Genomic DNA, 18,239 nt, shown 5'->3' with positions numbered 1-18,239 from the left:
CATCGATGAGCGGCATCGGGGAAGGACAGCGGGGACGGTCGTTGGGACGCAGTGCGCCACTACTGGGGGTGCTGCTGATCCTGCTGGCCGGCTGGTTCGGATGGAGCGCAGTGCAGCAATGGCGCCAGGAGGCCAACGGCCAGGCGCTGGAAGCTGCACGTGACCAGGCCGTGCAGGGCCTGCAGGAGGCCGCTGCCGGCCAGCTGAAGCAGCTGCAGCAGCAGCTGAAGAACGAGCGCGTGCAACAGGCGCTGCAGGCCGGTGATGCCGCTGCGGCAGCACTCGCGGTCCGCGAGAGCTGGACCGGCGTCGAGCACGCCGAGGTACTGACCGCCGATCTGGCCAACGCCTACGCCGACCCGGCCGCCTTTGGCTATGCCCGCCTGGCGCTGCTGGAAGCGGCATTGGCCGAAGGCAAGCCCAGCCTGCGCGTGGTCCGCGATGGCGGTGGCAATCGCCTGGGCCTGGCAGCGCCGGTTCAACTGGGCAGTCTCGGCCCGGCGGTGCTCTACGTGCGCCAGCCATTGCTGCGGCTGACCTCGCCGCTGGACCAGGTGAGTGCGCCATCGGCCGGTTTCCTTGGCCTGCGCCAGGGCGCGCATGACCTCGTCGCCCAGGGCGATGCCGGCCTGGCCGAAAGTGCCGAAGCATTGGCGCGGCCGATTCCGGGGACGCCGTTGCGGCTGGTGGCCGCGGTACCCAATGTCGAACCTGGTCCGCTGGGCCTGGGTTCGCTGGCCAGCGCCATCGTTGCGCTGCTGCTGGCGTTCATCGCCGTGCTGCTGGTGGTGGGGCGCGGCCGCCTGCCGAAGTCGCTGCCGCTGCCGCGTCGGGCGACCGTGGCGGAAGCCGATCATGGCCCGACCCTGAGCGAGAGCCTGCAGATGGCGCCGCCGCCGGTGGCCGAGGCCAGCACAACTGAAAGTGCACCGCCGCCCCCGCCACCGGTTCCGGCCGAGGAACTGGCGGCCGGTATCTTCCGCGCCTACGACATCCGCGGCGTGGTTGGCAGTGAACTGACGCCGAAAACGGCGGCGCTGATCGGCCAGGCCATCGGCACCGTGGCCCTGGAGCAGGGCCTGCGCGAGGTGGTGATCGGCCGCGACGGCCGCCTGTCCGGCCCGGAACTGGCCGCAGGGTTGGCCGAGGGCCTGAGGCGCGCCGGTTGCGCGGTGATCGACATCGGCCTGGCACCGACCCCGGTCGTGTACTACGCCGCCTTCCATCTGCGTACCGGCACCTGCGTGGCGGTCACCGGCAGCCATAACCCGCCCGAGTACAACGGTTTCAAGGTGGTCATCGGCGGCGAGACGTTGTCCGGTGATGCCATCACCGATCTGTACCAGCGCATCGTCGAAGGCCGCCTGGTACAGGCCGCCGAGCCGGGCGATTACCAGCAGCGCGATGTCAGTGCCGACTACATCCAGCGCATCGCCGACGACGTGCAGCTGGACCGCCCGTTGAAGGTCGTGGCCGATGCCGGCAACGGCGTGGCCGGCGCGCTCGCGCCGCAGCTGCTGGAAGCGATCGGTGCGGAAGTCATCCCGCTGTACTGCGATGTCGACGGCAGCTTCCCCAACCATCACCCCGACCCCAGCGAGCCGGCGAACCTGGAAGACCTGGTGCAGACGGTGAAGCGCTTCGGTGCCGATCTCGGCGTCGCCTTCGATGGCGACGGTGACCGCCTGGGCGTGGTCACCGGCGAAGGAAAGATCATCTATGCCGACCGCCTGCTGATGCTGTTCGCCGCCGACGTGCTGATGCGCAATCCGGGCGCGATGGTGATCTACGACGTGAAGTGCACCGGCAAGCTGTCCGACCACGTGCTGCGCAATGGTGGCAGCCCGCTGATGTGGAAGACCGGGCATTCGCTGATGAAGGCGAAGATGCGCGAGACCGATGCCGAGCTGGCTGGCGAGATGAGCGGCCACTTCTTCTTCAAGGAGCGCTGGTTCGGTTTTGACGATGGCCTGTATGCGGCCGCGCGCCTGCTGGAGATCCTGGCCCAGCGCGAGGAGACTCCGGACGAGGTACTGGCAGAGCTGCCGGAGATGGTGGCCACGCCGGAGCTGAAGGTGCCGGTGGCCGAAGGCACGCCGCATGCGCTGGTGGCGATGCTGGTGGCGGCGGCGCAGTCGCCGGACAACCCATATGTGGGCGGTCGCCTGTCGACCATCGACGGCCTGCGCGTGGACTTCTCCGATGGCTGGGGCCTGGTGCGCGCCTCCAACACCACACCAGTGCTGGTGCTGCGCTTCGAGGGCAATGACGAGGCGGCGCTGGAACGCATCCAGGCGCTGTTCCGCAGCCAGCTGCAACCGGTGCTGGGCGACACCCCGCTGGGGTTCTGAGGTGGGGCCGGGCTGCGCCCGGCACCCGCCGAAGCAACGGCAGCAGCAACATCAACATCAAAAGCGGGCTATCCGCGAGATGGCGGGGCGGTGTCGGAGTGCGGGGACGCCGCAAGTCCCCCTCACCCATGTAAGCTCGGTCGCCGCTTGCTCGTGTGCGCTGTCCTGCGCACACGGCAAGACCGGGGTTGGGCGTCCTGCCCAACCCGCCCGAGGCATGCCTCGGGCCCCTGCGGCTGACACCCCGCACTCCGACACCGCCCCACCCCTGACAATTTCCGCGATCTGTCGGAATGGCATGGACCGCTGTTGGTAGGTGTCGACCTTGGTCGACACAGTAGATCCACGCCATGCGTGGATGCTCTTCCGGATTCGCTTTGGTGGTTGCCGACCGTTGGTCGGCACGCCTTCACCCCTTGAACCGCAGCCCGACGCCCGGTTCGGTGAACAGGTAGCGCGAATCCAGCGCTGAATCGCCCAGCTTGTGCCGCAGCTTGCCGACCAGGATGCGCAGGTAATGGGTGTCGTGCTGGTGGGTCGGGCCCCAGATCTCCTGCAGGATCTGTGGCTGGGTCACCACCCGCCCGGCGTTGCGCAGCAGCAGCGACAGCAGCGCGTACTCCTTGCGGGTCAACGCTACCGGCTCGCCATCCAGCGCCACTTCACGGCGGACCAGGTCCACATGCAGGTGGCCATCGTCGAATACCGGCGGCGTGCCATCACTGGGCACGCTGCGCGTGCGCAGCAGCGCCCGCACCCGCGCCATCAGCTCCTGCGTGCCGAACGGCTTGGTCACGTAGTCATTCGCGCCGGTATCCAGCGCACGCACCTTCTCCGCCTCGCCGGCGCGCACGGTCAGCATGATCACCGGCACCTGGCTCCACTGCCGCAGCTGTTCCAGCACTTCGTGGCCTTCCATGTCGGGCAGGCCAATATCCAGGATCACCAGATCCATGTCCTCGCTGGCGGCCAGCTGCAGGCCTTCCTGGCCGGTGGCCGCCTGCCGCACCTGGTAGCCCTGCGCGCGCAGGCTGATGTCCAGGAACCGGCGGATCTGGGTTTCATCATCGATCACCAGCACGCGCGCGGCCGGCACGCTGGCATCAATCGGGGTCGGGCTCATCGTGGGAGGCTGGCTTGAGCAGGGGCAGGGTGATGCGGATCAGGGTACCGCGACCGTCGCGTCCGGGCAGCGCCTGCACGCTGCCGCCATGCGCGCCGATCATGCCCTGGCAGATGGTCAGGCCCAGGCCGGTGCCATGGCGGCCACGGTCGCCACGTTCAACGCTGTAGAACATGTCGAAGATGCGCGCACGCTCGTCGTCGGGAATGCCGGGGCCGGCATCGATCACGTCGATGCGCAGCTGGCCGTCCAGTTCACGCGCCTGCACCTGCACGGCAGCATCCGGCGGTGAGAACTTGGCCGCGTTTTCCATCACGTTGAACACCGCCTGTTCGACCAGCGCCGGGTGTACCCAGATCGGCGCCAGCGTGGCCGGAATGTCCAGCTCCAGCCGCACCTTCGGCTGGTAGCGCTGCAGGCGCCGTGCGGCCGAGCCGATCAGTTCGTCCACGCCGATCCAGTCGCGGTTGATCTTCAATCCCTCGTGGCCGAGGCGGGTCATGTCCAGCAGGTTCTGGATGTAGCGGTCCAGCCGTTCGCCCTCGACCAGGATGGTGTCCAGCAGGGCACGGCGATCGGCCGTATCCATTGCCGCACCATAGCTGGCCAGGCTGTCGGCCGAGCCGATCATCGCCGCCAGTGGCGAGCGCAGGTCGTGCGACACCGAAGAGAGCAGCGCCGAGCGCAGTCGCTCGGTCTCGTTGCTGACGTGCGCCTGCTCCAGTTCCGCCACCAGCCGCGTGCGCAGCGCGGCCTGCGCGATGTCATCGACCATTGCTTCGGCCAGCTGCCGTTGCTCGGGCAGCAGGCGCGCCTGTGCACCGGGCAGATACAGGCCGGCCACGCCGATCGCGCGGTCCTCGCCATCCAGCAACGGCAGGAACCACCACTGCGCGCCGGCCAGGGTGTCAGTGAAGCGGCCACTGGGCTGGCCATGGCGCAGCGCCCAGTCGGCGGCGGCCAGGTCGGTGTCGCCGGGCTGGCTGCGGCCACCGGTTGCGGTATCGGCGCCGATCCGCAGCCACGCCGGCACGTCCATGGCCTGTTCCAGTGCATGCCGACCCGCCTGCGCCACCTCGCCGTTGCCGGCGGCACTGGCCAGTTGGCGGCCCAGCTGCTGGCGCGCACGCGCATGGCGATTGGCTGCACGCAGCGCGATCACCTGCATGCGCAGGCGCGAGGCCAGGCGTCCGGCCACCAGCGCCGCGGCCAGGAACAGGAACACGGTGATCACGCCCTGGCGTGCACCGATGGCGAAGGTGAAGCGCGGCGCGATGAACAGGAAGTTGTAGGCGAGGAAGCTCAGGATCGCCGCCATCACCGCCACGCTGGCGCGCGTGCGCGCAGCGACCAGCACCACCGCCACGATGAACACCATCGACAGATCGGCCATGCCCACCCAGCGTTCGGCCAGCCATGCCACCGCACAGGCCAACGCGGTGGCGATCAGTGCCTGCGCCGGTTCGTAGCTGATGCCGCGCACCGGCGGCAGCAGGCCCTCGCGGCGCGAGCGCGCACGTGCCTGCGGCGTGCTGATGATGGTGATCTCGTAATGCGCGCCGCGCTGGATCAGCTGCTGGGTCAGGGTGCGGTTGAACATCCGCGCCAGCGGTCGCTCGCGGGTGCGGCCCAGTACCAGGGTCGACACGCCGTTATGTGCGGCATGGTCGAGCAGGGCATCGGCGATGCTCGATCCGTGCAGCAGTTCGGCGTCGCCGCCCAGCCGACGTGCCAGTGCGAAGGCAGCATCGATTTCGCGTCGGGTCGCGTCATCCTGGCGCCGGCCCTGCACGGTCACCACCGTCCACGGCGCATCGCGGCGTTCGGCGATGCGACGCGCCACCCGCACCAGGTATTCGCTCTGACCGCCGCCATCAATGGCCACCAGCACGCCGCGACGCAGCGGCAGGTTGCTCTCGCCGCGTGCAGCGCGTGCTTCGCGCAGGCTGCTGTCGACGCGGTCGGCCGCTTCCTGCATCGCCAGTTCACGCAGCGCGGTCAGGTTGGCCGGCGAGAAGAATGCCTGCAGCGCCTGCGCGGCCTGTTCGGGCACATAGACCTTGCCCTGCTGCAGGCGCGCGATCAGTTCGCGTGGCGGCAGGTCAACCAGCACGATGTCGTGCAGGCGGTCGAGCACGCCGTCCGGCACGGTCTCGCTCACGCGCACGCCGGTGATGCGCATCACCACATCGTTGAGGCTTTCCAGATGCTGGATGTTCACCGTGGTCCAGACGTCGATGCCGGCATCCAGCAGCTCCATCACGTCCTGCCAGCGCCGCTCATGACGGCTGCCCGGCGCATTGCGATGGGCCAGTTCGTCCACCAGCACCAGCGCCGGATGCCGTGTGAGCACGGCATCCAGATCCATCTCCTGCAGGATGTGGCCGTGATAGGCCACTGCCTTCAGCGGAAGCTGTGGCAGGCCCTCCAGCAGCGCCTGGGTATCGGCGCGGCCGTGGGTTTCCACCAGGCCCACCACCAGGTCGACACCGCGGCGCAGCTGTTCCTGTGCGCGGGTCAGCATGGTGTAGGTCTTGCCCACGCCCGGCGCCGCACCGAGGAACACGGTCAGCTTGCCGCCGGCTTCGCGTTGCAGGCCTTCAACCAGGGCATCGGCCTGGCGGGTACGCGCATCAGTCATGGGTGCCGCTGTCATGGCCGCCATTGTGCGCGCAGCCGGTGCAGGCCGGTATCACGGTGCCTTGGCCGCGTGGTCCAGCGCGAAGTTCAGCGTCACCACGTTCACCCGCGGCTGGCCGAACAGGCCCCACTGGCGCCCTTCGGTATGCGCCTGCACCAGTGCCTGCACGCGTTCCACCGGCAGGCCACGGGCGCGCGCCACGCGTGCCACCTGCAGCTGCGCCGCGGCCGGCGACAGCTGCGGATCCAGGCCACCCGCGGACTGCGTGACCAGGTCTGCCGGTACCTGCGCGGGGGTGACACCTTCGCGCGCGGCCACTGCAGCCGTGCTGGCGGCAACACGCTCGGCCAGCGCCGGGTTGCTGCGCGCCATGTTGGAACCGGCGGCGGCCATCGGGTCATAGTTGGCCGCCGACGGACGCGCCTGGAAATAGCCGTCACCGGTGAACGGCTGCGACAGCCACGCCGAGCCGCGTACCTGGCCGTTGCCATCGCGCAGCTGGCTGCCTTCGGCCTGGGTCGGGTAGGCCAGGCCGGCAAAGCCGGTGGCGATGCCGGCATAGACCGCGCCGGCCAGCAGCAGGGTGGCCAGGCTCAGGCCGATCGCCGGGCGCCAGCTGGCGCCGTCCTGCAGGCTGGCCACGCGGGCCTCGGCTTTTGCTTCGCGCGAAAGGGAGGTGGAGGTGGAAGCGGAACGGTTCATGCGCCGAATACCAGGACAAGAAGGAGGTCGATTGCCTTGATCGCTGCGAACGGCAGCAGCACGCCGCCGAGGCCGTACACCAGCATGTTCCGGCGCAGCAGCGCGGTTGCAGTGGCCGGGCGGAAGCGCACGCCACGCAGGGCGAGCGGGATCAGGGCGGGAATCACCAGGGCGTTGAAGATCAGCGCTGCCAGCACCGCATTGCGCGGGCTCGACAGCTGCATCACGTTCAATGCGGCCATGGTCGGAACGGCCGCGGCGAACAGCGCCGGCAGGATCGCGAAGTACTTGGAGACGTCGTTGGCCAGCGAGAAGGTGGTCAGCGCGCCGCGGGTGATCAGCTGCTGCTTGCCTACTTCCACCACCGCCAGCAGCTTGGCCGGATCCGAATCGAGGTCGACCATGTTGCCGGCCTCCTTCGCCGCCTGCGTACCGGAGTTCATCGCCAGACCGATGTCGGCCTGGGCCAGCGCCGGCGCGTCATTGGTGCCATCGCCGACCATCGCCACCAGGCGGCCACCGGCCTGCTCCTGGCGGATGCGTGCCAGCTTGTCTTCCGGGCGGGCCTCGGCGATGTAGTCGTCGACACCGGCTTCGGCAGCGATCGCGGCGGCGGTCAGCGGGTTGTCGCCGGTGATCATCACCGTGCGGATACCCATCGCCCGCAGCTGCGCGAACTTCTCGCGCATGCCGTGCTTGACCACGTCCGACAGCTCGATCACGCCCAGCACATGGCGGCCCTCGGCCACCACCAGCGGGGTGGCTCCATTGCGCGCGACCTGCTCGACGCGCCCGGCCAGTTCCGCCGGCACGTTGCCGCCCAGCGCCTGCACGTGGGCACGGATCGCATCGGCGGCACCCTTGCGGATCTGCCGCCCATGTTCCAGATCGACGCCAGACATGCGGGTCTGCGCACTGAACGCCAGGTACTCGGCGTGGTCCGGTTCGGCGGTAGCGCAGCCCTGTTCGCGCGCCAGGCGCACGATCGACTTGCCTTCCGGGGTCGGGTCGGCCAGCGAAGACAGCAGTGCGGCCTCGCGCAGCTGGCTGGCATCGATGCCGGCCAGCGGATGGAAGTGGCTGGCCTGGCGGTCGCCGTAGGTGATGGTGCCGGTCTTGTCCAGCAGCAGCACGTCGACGTCGCCGGCCACTTCCACCGCCTTGCCCGACTTGGCCAGCACGTTGGCGGCCAGCGCACGGTTCATGCCAGCGATGCCGATGGCCGGCAGCAGGCCGCCGATGGTGGTCGGGATCAGGCACACCAGCAGCGCGATCAGCAGCAGCGGGTCGACCTTGACGCCCACGGAGGCACCAATGGCCGGCAGCGTTGCCACCACCACCAGGAAGGTCAGCGTCATCGCCGCCAGCAGCAGGGTCAGCGCGATCTCGTTCGGGGTCTTCTGGCGGTTGGCGCCTTCCACCAGCGCGATCATCCGGTCCAGGAAGCTGTGGCCCGGTTCGGCGGTCACCCGCACGATGATCTGGTCGGACAGCACCTTGGTGCCGCCGATCACGCCGGAGCGGTCGGTACCGGCCTCGCGCAGCACCGGCGCCGATTCGCCGGTCACCGCCGCTTCGTTGATGGTGGCCAGGCCCTGCACGATCTCGCCATCGGCCGGCACCAGCTCACCGGCGCTGACGATCACGTGGTCGCCGGGGCGCAGTTCGGCGGCCGGTACCTGGGTTTCGGCGGCACCCGGCTGCGGTGCCGCCAGCCGGCGCGCCACCAGGTCCTGGCGGGCACGCCGCAGCGACGCGGCCTGGCCACGGCCACGCGCTTCCGCTACGGCTTCGGCGAAGTTGCCGAACAGCACGGTCACCAGCAGGATCGCGGTCACCGCCAGGCCGAAGCCCAGCGGCGCGTTGCCGGTCAGGGTGACGATCGCGGCGACGATCGTGCCGGCCATCACCACCGCCATCACCGGGCTGCGCACCAGATGCATCGGCGACAGCTTGAGAACCGCTTCGACCAGCGCACGGCGCAGGCCGGCGCCATCCAGCAGGGCAGGGCGCGCTGCATGGGTACTACGGGTTGAACTTGCTTGGGTACTCATCAGGGTGTCCTTAGTGCAGTCCCAGGCTCAGGTGGTCGGCGATCGGGCCGAGTACCAGCGCCGGCATGAACTGCAGCACGGTCAGGATGACGATCACCGAGACCAGGGTCAGGGCGAAGGTCGGGGTTTCGATCTGCAGGCTGCCGGCAGACTCCGGGGCCTGGCGCTTGGCAGCCAGCTGTGCGGCCACCACCAGCGGAATGATCAGCAGCGGGAAGCGGCCCAGCAGCAGCACCAGCGAGCAGCTCAGGTTCCACCACAGCGTGGCGTCGCCCAGTCCTTCGAAGCCCGAACCGTTGTTGGCATAGGCCGAGACGTACTCATAGAACACCTGGCTGATGCCATGGAAACCGGGGTTGGAGGTGCCGGCCAGGCCGGGCACGGCCAGGGTGATTGCGGTGAACACCAGCAGGGTGATCGGCTGCAGCAGCACCAGCAGGGCCAGCAGGCGTACCTGTGGCGTCTCCAGCTTGCGGCCGAACAGTTCCGGCGTACGCCCGGTCATCAACCCGGCCAGGAACACACCCAGCAGCAGGTACACGATGAACTGCTGCAGGCCACAGCCGATGCCGCCCCAGATCGCGCTGACCAGCATGTTGACCATCGCGATGCCACCGCTCAGCGGCGCTAGCGAATCGTGCATGCCGTTGACCGAACCGTTGGAGACCTGGGTGGTCACCGCCGCCCACAGCGCGGTGCCATCGGCGCCGAAGCGCACTTCCTTGCCTTCCATCAGCAGCGGCGTGGCGGCGCTGGCGCTATGTCCTTCGCTCCACATCATCGCGCCTGTGGAAAGCAGCGACATGCCCAGCATGCAGCTGAACACCAGGGCGCCGAAGCGACGTCGGCCGGTGAACGCACCGATCATGAAGATCACCGCCATCGGCACCAGCAGGATGCCGACGATTTCCAGCGCATTCGACAGCGGGGTCGGGTTCTCCAGCGGGAAGCTGCTGTTCGGCCCGTACCAGCCGCCACCGTTGGCGCCCAGCTGCTTGGCTGCGACCATCGCCGCGACCGGGCCCAGCGGCAGCTTCTGTTCGGCCATGCCGGCGCTGGCGTCGATCGGCGTGGCCTGCGGCCCACCGGTCATCGTCGACGGCACGCCCTGGCTGGTCAGCAGCAGGGTCCACACCAGGCACAGCGGCAGCAGGAAGCGCACGCACAGGCGCACCACGTCCACGTAGTAGTTTCCCACCGCCACCTGGCGGTCATCGCCGGTACCCGTCGCCACCGCAGCCTGCGGCGCACGCGAGAACAACGCGCGCAGCGTCGCCACCGCCAGCGCCAGGCCCATCATCGGCGTCACCACCTGCAGGCCGGTGATGCCGGTCATCTGCGAGAGATAGGACAGCTGCGCCTGACCCGAATAGTGCTGCTGGTTGGTGTTGGTCAGGAACGAGATCATCGTGTGCAGCGCGGTGTCCCAGCGCATGTTCGGGATCTGGTCCGGATTCAGCGGCAACCAGGCCTGGGTCATGAACACCGCCTGGGTCAACACAGCAACCACCACGTTGCTCAGCACGAAGGCCAGCACGTAGCCGCGCCAGGACATCGAGCGCGACGGATCGACCCCGAACAGCCTGTACAGCGGCTTCTCGATCCAGTGGAACAGCACGTCGACCTTCATCGGCGTGCCACGCATCACGCGGGCCAGGTACAGGCCCAGCGGCCACGCCAGCAGCAGGCTGGCGGCAATAATCACAAGCATCTCAGTCATGGCCGGCTCCGCTCAGAACGACTCGGGCCGCAGCACGACATAAAGGAGATAGGCGGCGGCGACCAGCACCAGCACGCCACACAACAACGACAGCCAGGGGGACATTGCAATAGCGTCCTGGTGGAACCCCTCCACCTCAGGCCGTCATCGTCGTCCTGCCCCCCATAAACGCACTACGCGCCGGACCGGGCCGACGCGTAAAGAGTGCATAAATTCCGTGGGCCAATCCGTAACCAGGCCCTGGGTAGCGCCGGGCCATGCCCGGCGACGGGAGCGTGGTCAGCCCGCCGGAGCCTGGCTCGCCGGCACCAGCCCCTTCAGCTCGCGATAGCGCTGCAGGGTGCTGTCGATCTCGGCCTTCAACGCCTGCTGCTGCTGCAGGAACCCGGCCTGCAGGCGTTGCTGCGACTGCAGCTGCACGTGCCGCTGGCGGATCGCCTCGGCCTGCTTGTCGGCCACCTTGCCACCGGCCAGTTCGCGGTCACCTGCGGCCGCCAGCAGCGCCACCAGCGACTCACGCAGGCTGGTGACGTTGTACTCGGCGGTCTTCAGGTTGTTGTCCAGCACTTCCTGGCGCTCGGCGAACACCCGGCGCAGGTCGTCCTCGCTGCCATAGGTGGTCAGCATCGCCTGCTCGGTGCGCTGGCGGGTCTGCGCGGCCATCAGGTCCAGCTGCTGCTGCGCCGCCTCCGTGCTGGCGGCGGCGCGCTCTTCGTCGGTCAACGCGCGCTGGACCTGCGCATTGCGCAGGCCGCTCTTCGCGTTGAACTCCTCGCGGGCATGGTTGACCGCGTCGGCCGGCAGCGAATCACTGCAGATCCGCTCCTTGCCCTCGTTCCAGCAGTACAGCTTCTTTTCCGTCTTGCCGCTGTCGCGCGACTGCGCCGGTACGGTGAACGGCACGGCCAGCAGCAGGCCGGCAAAGAGCACAGCAGGAACTCGGGACATGACCTTTCCCCTGGGTCGGTCAGCGGATCGAACGGACGCCGTACTGGGCCCGGTAGGCTTCCAGCGGCTGCCGGTAACCCACAAGTTCCGGGTTGCCGGAGGCGAAATCAAGCAGGTCGGCCAGCGACGCCACGGCGATCACCGGAATGCCGGCCTCTTCGGCCACCGACTGTGCCGCCGAACGGCGATCGGTTTCCGAAGCGATCTCCTGGCGGTCCAGTGCCACCACGATGCCGGCCGGGGTGCCACCGGCGGCGCGGATGATGCCCAGCGCTTCCCGGATCGCGGTACCTGCAGTGATCACGTCGTCGACGATCAGCACGCGCTTGCCATTCATGTCGGCGCCGATCAGCTGGCCGCCTTCACCGTGGTCCTTGGCTTCCTTGCGGTTGAACGACAGCGGCAGGTCACGGCCACGCTGGGCCAGCTCGCAGGCCATCGCGGTGGCCAGCGGAATGCCCTTGTAGGCGGGGCCGAACACCACGTCGTACTTGATCCCGGTGGCATCGATGGCATCGGCGTAGCAGGCGCCGAGCTGCGACAGCAGCGAACCGGAGTCGAAACGACCGGCGTTGAAGAAATAGGGGCTCAGCCGGCCGGACTTGAGGGTGAACTGGCCGAAGCGCAGGGCGTCGGCGGTCAGGGCCAGCTGCAGGAAACGGTGGCGGTGGTCGCTCATCAAAACTCGATTCATCTTCATTTGGAGCACAAATCCTAATCCAGCTGGGCGTTTCGCGCTCGTCCGGGGCCCTGTGAAGGGTGTCGCGGCCCGGCCTGGCGGACTGCGCAGCCCCGCAGGCAACCGGTATGCTTGCCCGGTTTCCCGCCGCAGGTCCCCCGCATGCGCATCATCAGTTTCAACGCCAATGGCATCCGCTCCGCCGCAACCAAGGGCTTCCTCGACTGGTTCCGGTCCCAGGACGCCGACGTCCTGTGCATCCAGGAGACCAAGGCCCAGGAAGACCAGCTGACCGACCCGATGTTCCGCCCGGACGGCCACCACTGCTTCTACCGCGACGCCATCACCAAGAAGGGCTACAGCGGCGTGGCGATCTACAGCAAGCGCGAGCCGGACCAGGTGATCACCTCACTGGGCTGGGCCCCGTTCGACGACGAAGGCCGCTACATCGAGGCGCGCTACGGCAACCTCAGTGTGGTCTCCTTCTATATCCCGTCCGGCAGCTCGGGCGACCTGCGCCAGGGCTTCAAGTTCGAAGTGATGGAATGGCTGCGGCCGATCCTCGAGGAATGGGCGCGCAGCGGCCGCGACTACGTGCTGTGCGGCGACTGGAACATCGTGCGTTCGGCGCTGGACATCAAGAACTGGAAGTCCAACCAGAAGAACTCCGGCTGCCTGCCGGAAGAGCGCGACTGGCTCAATGCCCTGTGCGCCGACCATGGCCAGGCCACCGATGTCGCCGCCGGCCGTGGCTGGGCTGACGCCTACCGCCTGCTCAACCCCACTGGCGAGGACTACACCTGGTGGAGCAACCGTGGCGCCGCCCGTGCCAACAATGTCGGTTGGCGCATCGACTACCAGTTCATCACCCCGGGCCTGCGTGACCGCCTGCGCAGCTGCTCGATCTACCGCGACGAGCGCTTCTCCGACCACGCGCCGTTCATCGTGGACTACGACCTGTGACCGAGGCGGCCACGCCGGTCAGCTACAAGGGCTGGGCAGGAATCAAGCGTGCCTTCGGTACCCCGTCGGCGCTGACCATGGCCATGCTTGGCTTCGGTAGCGGCCTGCCGTTCCTGCTGATCGCTTCGCAGACCCTGTCCACGCGCCTGCGCGACGTCGGCCTGGACCTGGGCAGCATCGGCCTGATCAGCCTGGCCAGCTTCTTCTACCTGCTCAAGTTCCTGTGGGCACCGTTGCTGGACCGCTATGCGTTCCCGTTGCTGGGCGGGCTTGGACGCCGCCGCTCATGGTTGCTGGTATCGCAGGTCGTTGTGCTGGTGGCCCTGGTTGCGTTGGCCTTCGTGCGGCCCGAGCAAGGGGTCTGGCCGTTGGTGATGTGGGTACTGGTGGCCTCCTTCGCCGGTGCCACCCAGGATTCCGCGGTCGATGCCTATCGCATCGAGATCGCGCCGCAGTCTGCGCAGGCCGCGCTGGCCGCAACCTATACGCTGGGTTACCGGATCGGCCTGATTCTGGCCGGCGCTGGTGCGCTGTACCTGGCTCAGTTCGAAGGTTGGATCGTCGCCTACCTGGCGATGGCCGCGCTGATGCTGCTGCCGATCGTCACCACCCTGCTGTGTGCCGAACCAGAGCGCCCGGCCACCGCGGTGCAGCGCCGCATCGACATTGCCGAAGCCTTCGTCCAACCCATTTCCAGCTTCTTTACCCGCAATGGTGTGGCACTGGCGCTGGCGCTGCTCGCATTTGTCGGGTTCTTCAAGTTCCCCGATCAGGTCATTGGTGTGATGGCCGGTCCGTTCTATCTTGATTCGGGGTTTGACAAGGCCGACATCGCCACCGTCTCCAAGCTGTTCGGCGTGTGGATGGGAATCGGCGGTGCGTTCCTGGGCGGTATCGCAGTGGCCGCGTTCGGCTTCCGCCGCATGCTGCTGGTGGCCGCACTGGGCGTGGCGCTGTCCAACCTGGCCTTCCTGCTGATGGCGCACAACCCAGGCAAGCTGTGGGCATTCTATGCCGCGCTCAGTGCCGACAACCTGTTCCAGGGCTTTGCCGGCACCGTGCTGGTGGCCTTCATGTCGTCGCTGACCGACCGCAACTTCACCGCAACCCAGTACGCGCTGCTGGTCTCGCTGGCCAACCTGCCCGGCAAGTTCGTCGGCGGTGTCTCCGGCTACATCGTCGAAGCCACGTCCTACAGCACGTTCTTCATTCTCAGCTCGGTCACCGTGGTGCCGACCCTGCTGCTGCTGGCCTGGCTGTGGCCGCGCATCGCCGACCGTGGGCCACCGCCGGTCGCCTGATTGCCTGCCCGCCCGGTCTGCGGGATCATCGCCCCCGACGCGCCGAGGGGGCGGTGCCTTGCGAACGGGGAAGTGAGCATGGCCGACGTTGTGCTGCGGGACCTGGACCCGCTGCTGCTGGAACGTATCCGACGTGTCGCGGTTGCCCGCGGCTGGACCCACGAACAGACCTGCACCGCCTTGCTGGAGCAGGGCCTGTTCAGCAGTGAACTGGAGGTCCGCTCCGGCTTCGGCGATCCCGAAGTGAACGCGCTCTCCGATGCCATCGCCGCCCTGCAGGCCCTGCCCGCAGGGCAGGGCTTCGATTAGTGCCCATGTAGCGTCGAGCCACGCTCGACCGCCGTTCCCGGTAGATCCACGCCATGCGTGGATGACCACCTCACGCCAGATGTATCGCCCCCAGGATCCGCGGCCCCGTCGCCCCGGTCACGCTCGGCAGGTTGCCGGCCAGCCCGTCCATCGTCCGCTGAGCCAGCCAGGCGAAGCCCATCGCTTCCACGTACTCCGGGTCCAGCCCATGCACCGCGCTGGACTCCACCTGCACCCCCGGCAGCCGTGCAGCCAGCCGCTTCATCAGCTGCCGGTTGCGCACCCCGCCGCCGCAGACCAGCAGGCGCCGGGTCTGCGGCTGCTGCGCCAGCAGCGCATCGGCCACCGTTGCCACGGTAAGCTCCAGCAGGGTGGCCTGCACATCGGCGGCAGCGTACTGGCCTTCGCCCATGTGGGCCTCGGCCCAGGCCAGGTGGAACTGTTCGCGGCCGGTGCTCTTCGGCGGCGGCAGCGCGAACCACGGCTCCGAACGCCAACCCGCCAGCAGGCTCTCGTCCACCGCGCCACTGGCGGCATACGCGCCGTCGGCATCAAAGGTGCGGCCGGTGTGGCGCTGGCACCAGGCATCCATCAGCGCGTTGGCCGGGCCGGTATCGAAGCCACGCACCGCGCCTTCGCGCGGGATCAGGGTCAGGTTGGCGATCCCGCCCAGGTTGAGCACGGCGCGGTCTTCATCAGCCGTGCCCAGCATGCCGAGGTGGAAGGCCGGCATCAGCGGCGCACCATGGCCTCCGGCTGCCACGTCGCGGCGGCGGAAATCACACACCGTGGTGATCCCGGTCAGCTCGGCGATGCGGTTGCCGTCGCCCAGCTGTACGGTGAAGGCCGGATTGGCCAGCGGACGATGGCGCACGGTCTGGCCGTGCGAGCCGATCGCGCGGACCTGGCTGCGGTCCACACCGGCCTCGGCCAGCAGTTGATTGGCGGCTTCAGCGAAGCTGATCGCGATCCGCGCGTCCAGTTCGCCCAGCTCCTCCAGCGAGTCCAGCGGGCCCCCTTCGCCCAGTGCCACCAGCCGCGCCCGCAGCACCGGCTCCCAGCGGGCGGTCAGGCCATGCACGAAGCGGCAGCCAGCGCCGCTGGGGAACTGCACCAGCGCGGCATCGATGCCATCGGCGCTGGTGCCCGACATCAGGCCAAGGTACAGGGGGGCGTCAGCGTCGACAGTTGTGTTCATGGCAGGCATAAAAAAAGGACGCGGCAAGCTTGGGCTGCCGCGTCCTTCTTCGTCAACGCAGGGGCTCAGCCGCGCTTGCGGCCGGTTGCCTGTTTGTCCTTGGCGCTGGCAACCTCGGGGGCGGCCTCGTCGCGGCTGGTCGGTGCCGGGCTGGCGTCGGCGTAGATCAGCTTCTCCATGCCCTGGATGCGCGCCATCGCCGGTGCGGTCTGCGCGCGGAAGGCGACCAGCTCGGCGCCCTTCAGCGGCTCCGGCGGCGGCATGGTCACGGTCAGCGGGTTGCGGTGCTCGCCGTTGACGCGGAATTCGTAGTGCAGGTGCGGGCCGGTCGCCAGGCCGGTCGAGCCGACATAGCCGATCACCGTGCCCTGGGCCACGCGCTGGCCGGTCTTGATGTTCGCAAAGCGCGACATGTGGCCGTACAGGGTGGTGTGGCCGCGGCCGTGGTCGAGGATCACCACGTTGCCGTAGCCGCGCTGCACCCCGGCGAACTGCACGCGGGCGTCGCCGGCGGCCATGATCGGGGTGCCGGTGCGCGCGGCGTAGTCCACGCCCTTGTGCATGCGCATCTTGCCCAGCACCGGGTGCTTGCGCGCGCCAAAGGTCGAGCTCAGCCGTGCGAACGGGATCGGCATGCGGATGAAGCTCTTCTTCAGCGAACGGCCGTTGATGTCGTAGTACTCGGACTTGCCGTTGCGGTCGAAGCGGAAGCCGGAATAGGTCTTGCCACCGGTGGTGAAGGTCGCCGCCAGGATCTTGCTGGTGTCCACCTTCTCGCCTTCGCGCCAGGTTTCATCCATCACCACGCTGAAGCGGTCGCCCGGCTGCAGGTCCTTCGAGAAGTCGATGTCGTACTTGAAGATGTCGTCGGTCATCGTCGCGATCGCCGACGGCGACAGCCCGGCGCGCCTGGCCGCGGCATACAGCGAGCTGGTGATCTCGCCGCTGGTGACCACCGTGCGCGTGGAGGTCTCGCGTTTGGTCACCTTCTCCTTGATGTCATCGCCGGCCAGGCTCAGTTCCACCCGGTTGTCGGCATCACGGTCGAAGCGGATGCTGCGCAGGTCACCGGACAGCGGCATGTCGAAGGCGATCTCGGCACCCGGGCGCAGCTTGGTCAGCGCCTCACGCGCACCTGGGTGGTCCAGTACCCGGTGCAGGGTGGTGGCCGGAATGCCGGCCTTGTCGAACAGGTCGCTCAGGGTCTGGCCGCGCTGCACCCGCAGCACCTGCCAGCTGTCTCCGGGCACCTGCTGCTGGCGGGCCATGGTCAGCGGCGGCAACGGCAGCGCCAGGCTGGTGTGGCTGTCGGCGAAGGGCGCGTCGATGGTGTGCGAGAAGCCGGGGACGATGGTCGCCACCAGGGCGCCGATGGTCGCGAACAGGCTGGCATGCATCCAATGACGGCGGGTCCAGCGCTCATTGAAGGCGGCGGGAAGATGTTGCCTGAGCTTCCGATGCAGGGCGTTGTCGTGCAGGACGTGGAGGCGTTCCTGGAAGCGCTGCTTGCGTGCGCGCCCTTGTTCGGAATTGTGCATCGGCGGTTTTTTCCTGGCAGCCCGGGAGCGCGGGCCTGATCGCCGGTTACCATAGACACCTGAGAAAACGGCGTCAAACCCTTGTGCCCATTGGCTTTTGTGAAGCCAATCGGGTTAACTTTGCTTTAACACCCCACACAAGAATCGGCGTTGCCGGGAGTAGTCACGTGTCCTCGATTGAAGAAGCCCTTGCCCTGATCGGCCGCGGTGCCGACGAGATCCTCAAGCTCGAGGATCTGCGTGCGCGCCTGCAGGAAGGCCGCCCGCTGCGGATCAAGGCCGGCTTCGACCCCACCGCACCGGACCTGCACCTGGGCCATACGGTGCTGCTGAACAAGATGCGCCAGTTCCAGGACCTCGGCCACCAGGTCATTTTCCTGATCGGCGACTTCACCGGCATGATCGGCGATCCGTCAGGCAAGAGCCTGACCCGCAAGCCGCTCAGCAAGGACGACGTGCTGGCCAATGCCCGTACCTATGAAGAGCAGGTATTCAAGGTGCTGGACCGCAGCCGTACCGAAGTCCGCTTCAACTCGGAGTGGTTCGGCAAGATGGGCGCGGCCGACATGATCCGCCTGGCCGGCCAGCACACCGTGGCGCGCATGCTCGAGCGCGACGACTTCGCCAAGCGCTATGCCGCCCAGCAGTCCATCGCCATCCACGAGTTCCTGTACCCGCTGGTGCAGGGCTACGACTCGGTGGCCCTGGAGGC

The 18,239-nt window shown here is 68.1% G+C and carries 15 protein-coding genes (1 of these 15 only partly in view); 5 read left to right on the top strand and 10 right to left on the bottom strand.

Annotated features, from left to right (window positions below; all coding sequences use genetic code 11):
* Positions 1 to 5 precede the first annotated feature (5 nt).
* Positions 6 to 2,351 carry a phosphomannomutase/phosphoglucomutase gene (locus tag V3B64_RS14090; RefSeq protein WP_329914307.1) on the top strand — a complete coding sequence of 782 codons (2,346 nt, stop codon included), beginning with the start codon at positions 6 to 8 and terminating at the stop codon, positions 2,349 to 2,351.
* A 409-nt stretch (positions 2,352 to 2,760) separates the two neighbouring features.
* Here the strand turns inward: V3B64_RS14090 and V3B64_RS14085 are convergent, their stop codons facing one another.
* The 8 genes from V3B64_RS14085 to pyrE form a co-directional block, all read right to left on the bottom strand.
* Positions 2,761 to 3,474 carry a response regulator transcription factor gene (locus V3B64_RS14085; protein ID WP_004153862.1) on the bottom strand — a complete coding sequence of 238 codons (714 nt, stop codon included), beginning with the start codon at positions 3,472 to 3,474 and terminating at the stop codon, positions 2,761 to 2,763.
* Positions 3,455 to 6,115: a sensor histidine kinase KdpD gene (locus V3B64_RS14080; RefSeq protein ID WP_329914306.1), complete on the bottom strand. Its 2,661-nt coding sequence runs from the start codon at positions 6,113 to 6,115 to the stop codon at positions 3,455 to 3,457. The genes V3B64_RS14085 and V3B64_RS14080 overlap by 20 nt, the downstream gene beginning before the upstream one ends.
* Before the next feature lie 51 nt (positions 6,116 to 6,166).
* Positions 6,167 to 6,817, bottom strand: coding sequence for a potassium-transporting ATPase subunit KdpC (gene kdpC / locus V3B64_RS14075; protein ID WP_329914305.1), 651 nt, complete (start codon positions 6,815 to 6,817; stop codon positions 6,167 to 6,169).
* Positions 6,814 to 8,871 carry a potassium-transporting ATPase subunit KdpB gene (gene kdpB, locus V3B64_RS14070; RefSeq protein WP_329914304.1) on the bottom strand — a complete coding sequence of 686 codons (2,058 nt, stop codon included), beginning with the start codon at positions 8,869 to 8,871 and terminating at the stop codon, positions 6,814 to 6,816. The genes kdpC and kdpB overlap by 4 nt, the downstream gene beginning before the upstream one ends.
* Before the next feature lie 10 nt (positions 8,872 to 8,881).
* The gene (gene kdpA, locus V3B64_RS14065) at positions 8,882 to 10,591 is read right to left on the bottom strand and encodes a potassium-transporting ATPase subunit KdpA (protein ID WP_329914303.1); all 1,710 of its coding nucleotides are present in this window, start codon (positions 10,589 to 10,591) and stop codon (positions 8,882 to 8,884) included.
* 12 nt (positions 10,592 to 10,603) lie between these two features.
* Positions 10,604 to 10,696, bottom strand: a complete 93-nt coding sequence (locus V3B64_RS14060; RefSeq protein WP_005407770.1) for a potassium-transporting ATPase subunit F — start codon at positions 10,694 to 10,696, stop codon at positions 10,604 to 10,606.
* Positions 10,697 to 10,870: 174 nt separating this feature from the next.
* Positions 10,871 to 11,539, bottom strand: coding sequence for a hypothetical protein (locus V3B64_RS14055; RefSeq protein WP_049421490.1), 669 nt, complete (start codon positions 11,537 to 11,539; stop codon positions 10,871 to 10,873).
* Positions 11,540 to 11,558: 19 nt separating this feature from the next.
* Positions 11,559 to 12,218 (bottom strand): orotate phosphoribosyltransferase, encoded by a 660-nt coding sequence (pyrE, locus tag V3B64_RS14050; RefSeq protein WP_010486876.1) that lies wholly within the window; start codon positions 12,216 to 12,218, stop codon positions 11,559 to 11,561.
* 162 nt (positions 12,219 to 12,380) lie between these two features.
* Here pyrE and V3B64_RS14045 point away from each other — a divergent pair, with 162 nt between their 5' ends.
* The 3 genes from V3B64_RS14045 to V3B64_RS14035 all read left to right on the top strand — a co-directional run bounded on the left by V3B64_RS14045 (position 12,381) and on the right by V3B64_RS14035 (position 14,791).
* On the top strand, positions 12,381 to 13,181 hold the full coding sequence (locus tag V3B64_RS14045; protein ID WP_032128444.1) for an exodeoxyribonuclease III: 801 nt from the start codon (positions 12,381 to 12,383) through the stop codon (positions 13,179 to 13,181).
* On the top strand, positions 13,178 to 14,482 hold the full coding sequence (locus V3B64_RS14040; RefSeq protein ID WP_049421491.1) for an MFS transporter: 1,305 nt from the start codon (positions 13,178 to 13,180) through the stop codon (positions 14,480 to 14,482). Before V3B64_RS14045 ends, V3B64_RS14040 begins: the two co-directional genes overlap by 4 nt.
* A 78-nt stretch (positions 14,483 to 14,560) precedes the next feature.
* Positions 14,561 to 14,791: a hypothetical protein gene (locus V3B64_RS14035; RefSeq protein WP_329914302.1), complete on the top strand. Its 231-nt coding sequence runs from the start codon at positions 14,561 to 14,563 to the stop codon at positions 14,789 to 14,791.
* Between the two features lie 70 nt (positions 14,792 to 14,861).
* Here the strand turns inward: V3B64_RS14035 and V3B64_RS14030 are convergent, their stop codons facing one another.
* Positions 14,862 to 15,989 (bottom strand): anhydro-N-acetylmuramic acid kinase, encoded by a 1,128-nt coding sequence (locus V3B64_RS14030; protein ID WP_293797980.1) that lies wholly within the window; start codon positions 15,987 to 15,989, stop codon positions 14,862 to 14,864.
* Positions 15,990 to 16,054: 65 nt separating this feature from the next.
* Complete coding sequence (locus V3B64_RS14025; RefSeq protein WP_032128447.1) at positions 16,055 to 17,527, bottom strand: peptidoglycan DD-metalloendopeptidase family protein; 1,473 nt, start codon at positions 17,525 to 17,527, stop codon at positions 16,055 to 16,057.
* 167 nt (positions 17,528 to 17,694) lie between these two features.
* Here V3B64_RS14025 and tyrS point away from each other — a divergent pair, with 167 nt between their 5' ends.
* Positions 17,695 to 18,239 carry the beginning of a tyrosine--tRNA ligase gene (gene tyrS / locus V3B64_RS14020; protein ID WP_032128448.1) on the top strand. Its footprint extends 667 nt past the window's final position, so 545 of the gene's 1,212 nt are visible here — the first part of the coding sequence; its start codon is at positions 17,695 to 17,697; its stop codon lies off the right edge, out of view.

Source organism: Stenotrophomonas sp. SMYL86 (genome assembly GCF_036320025.1).
In the GTDB taxonomy this organism is placed as follows: Bacteria; Pseudomonadota; Gammaproteobacteria; order Xanthomonadales; family Xanthomonadaceae; genus Stenotrophomonas; species Stenotrophomonas maltophilia_A.
This window is presented reverse-complemented; position numbering and strand designations above follow the sequence as displayed.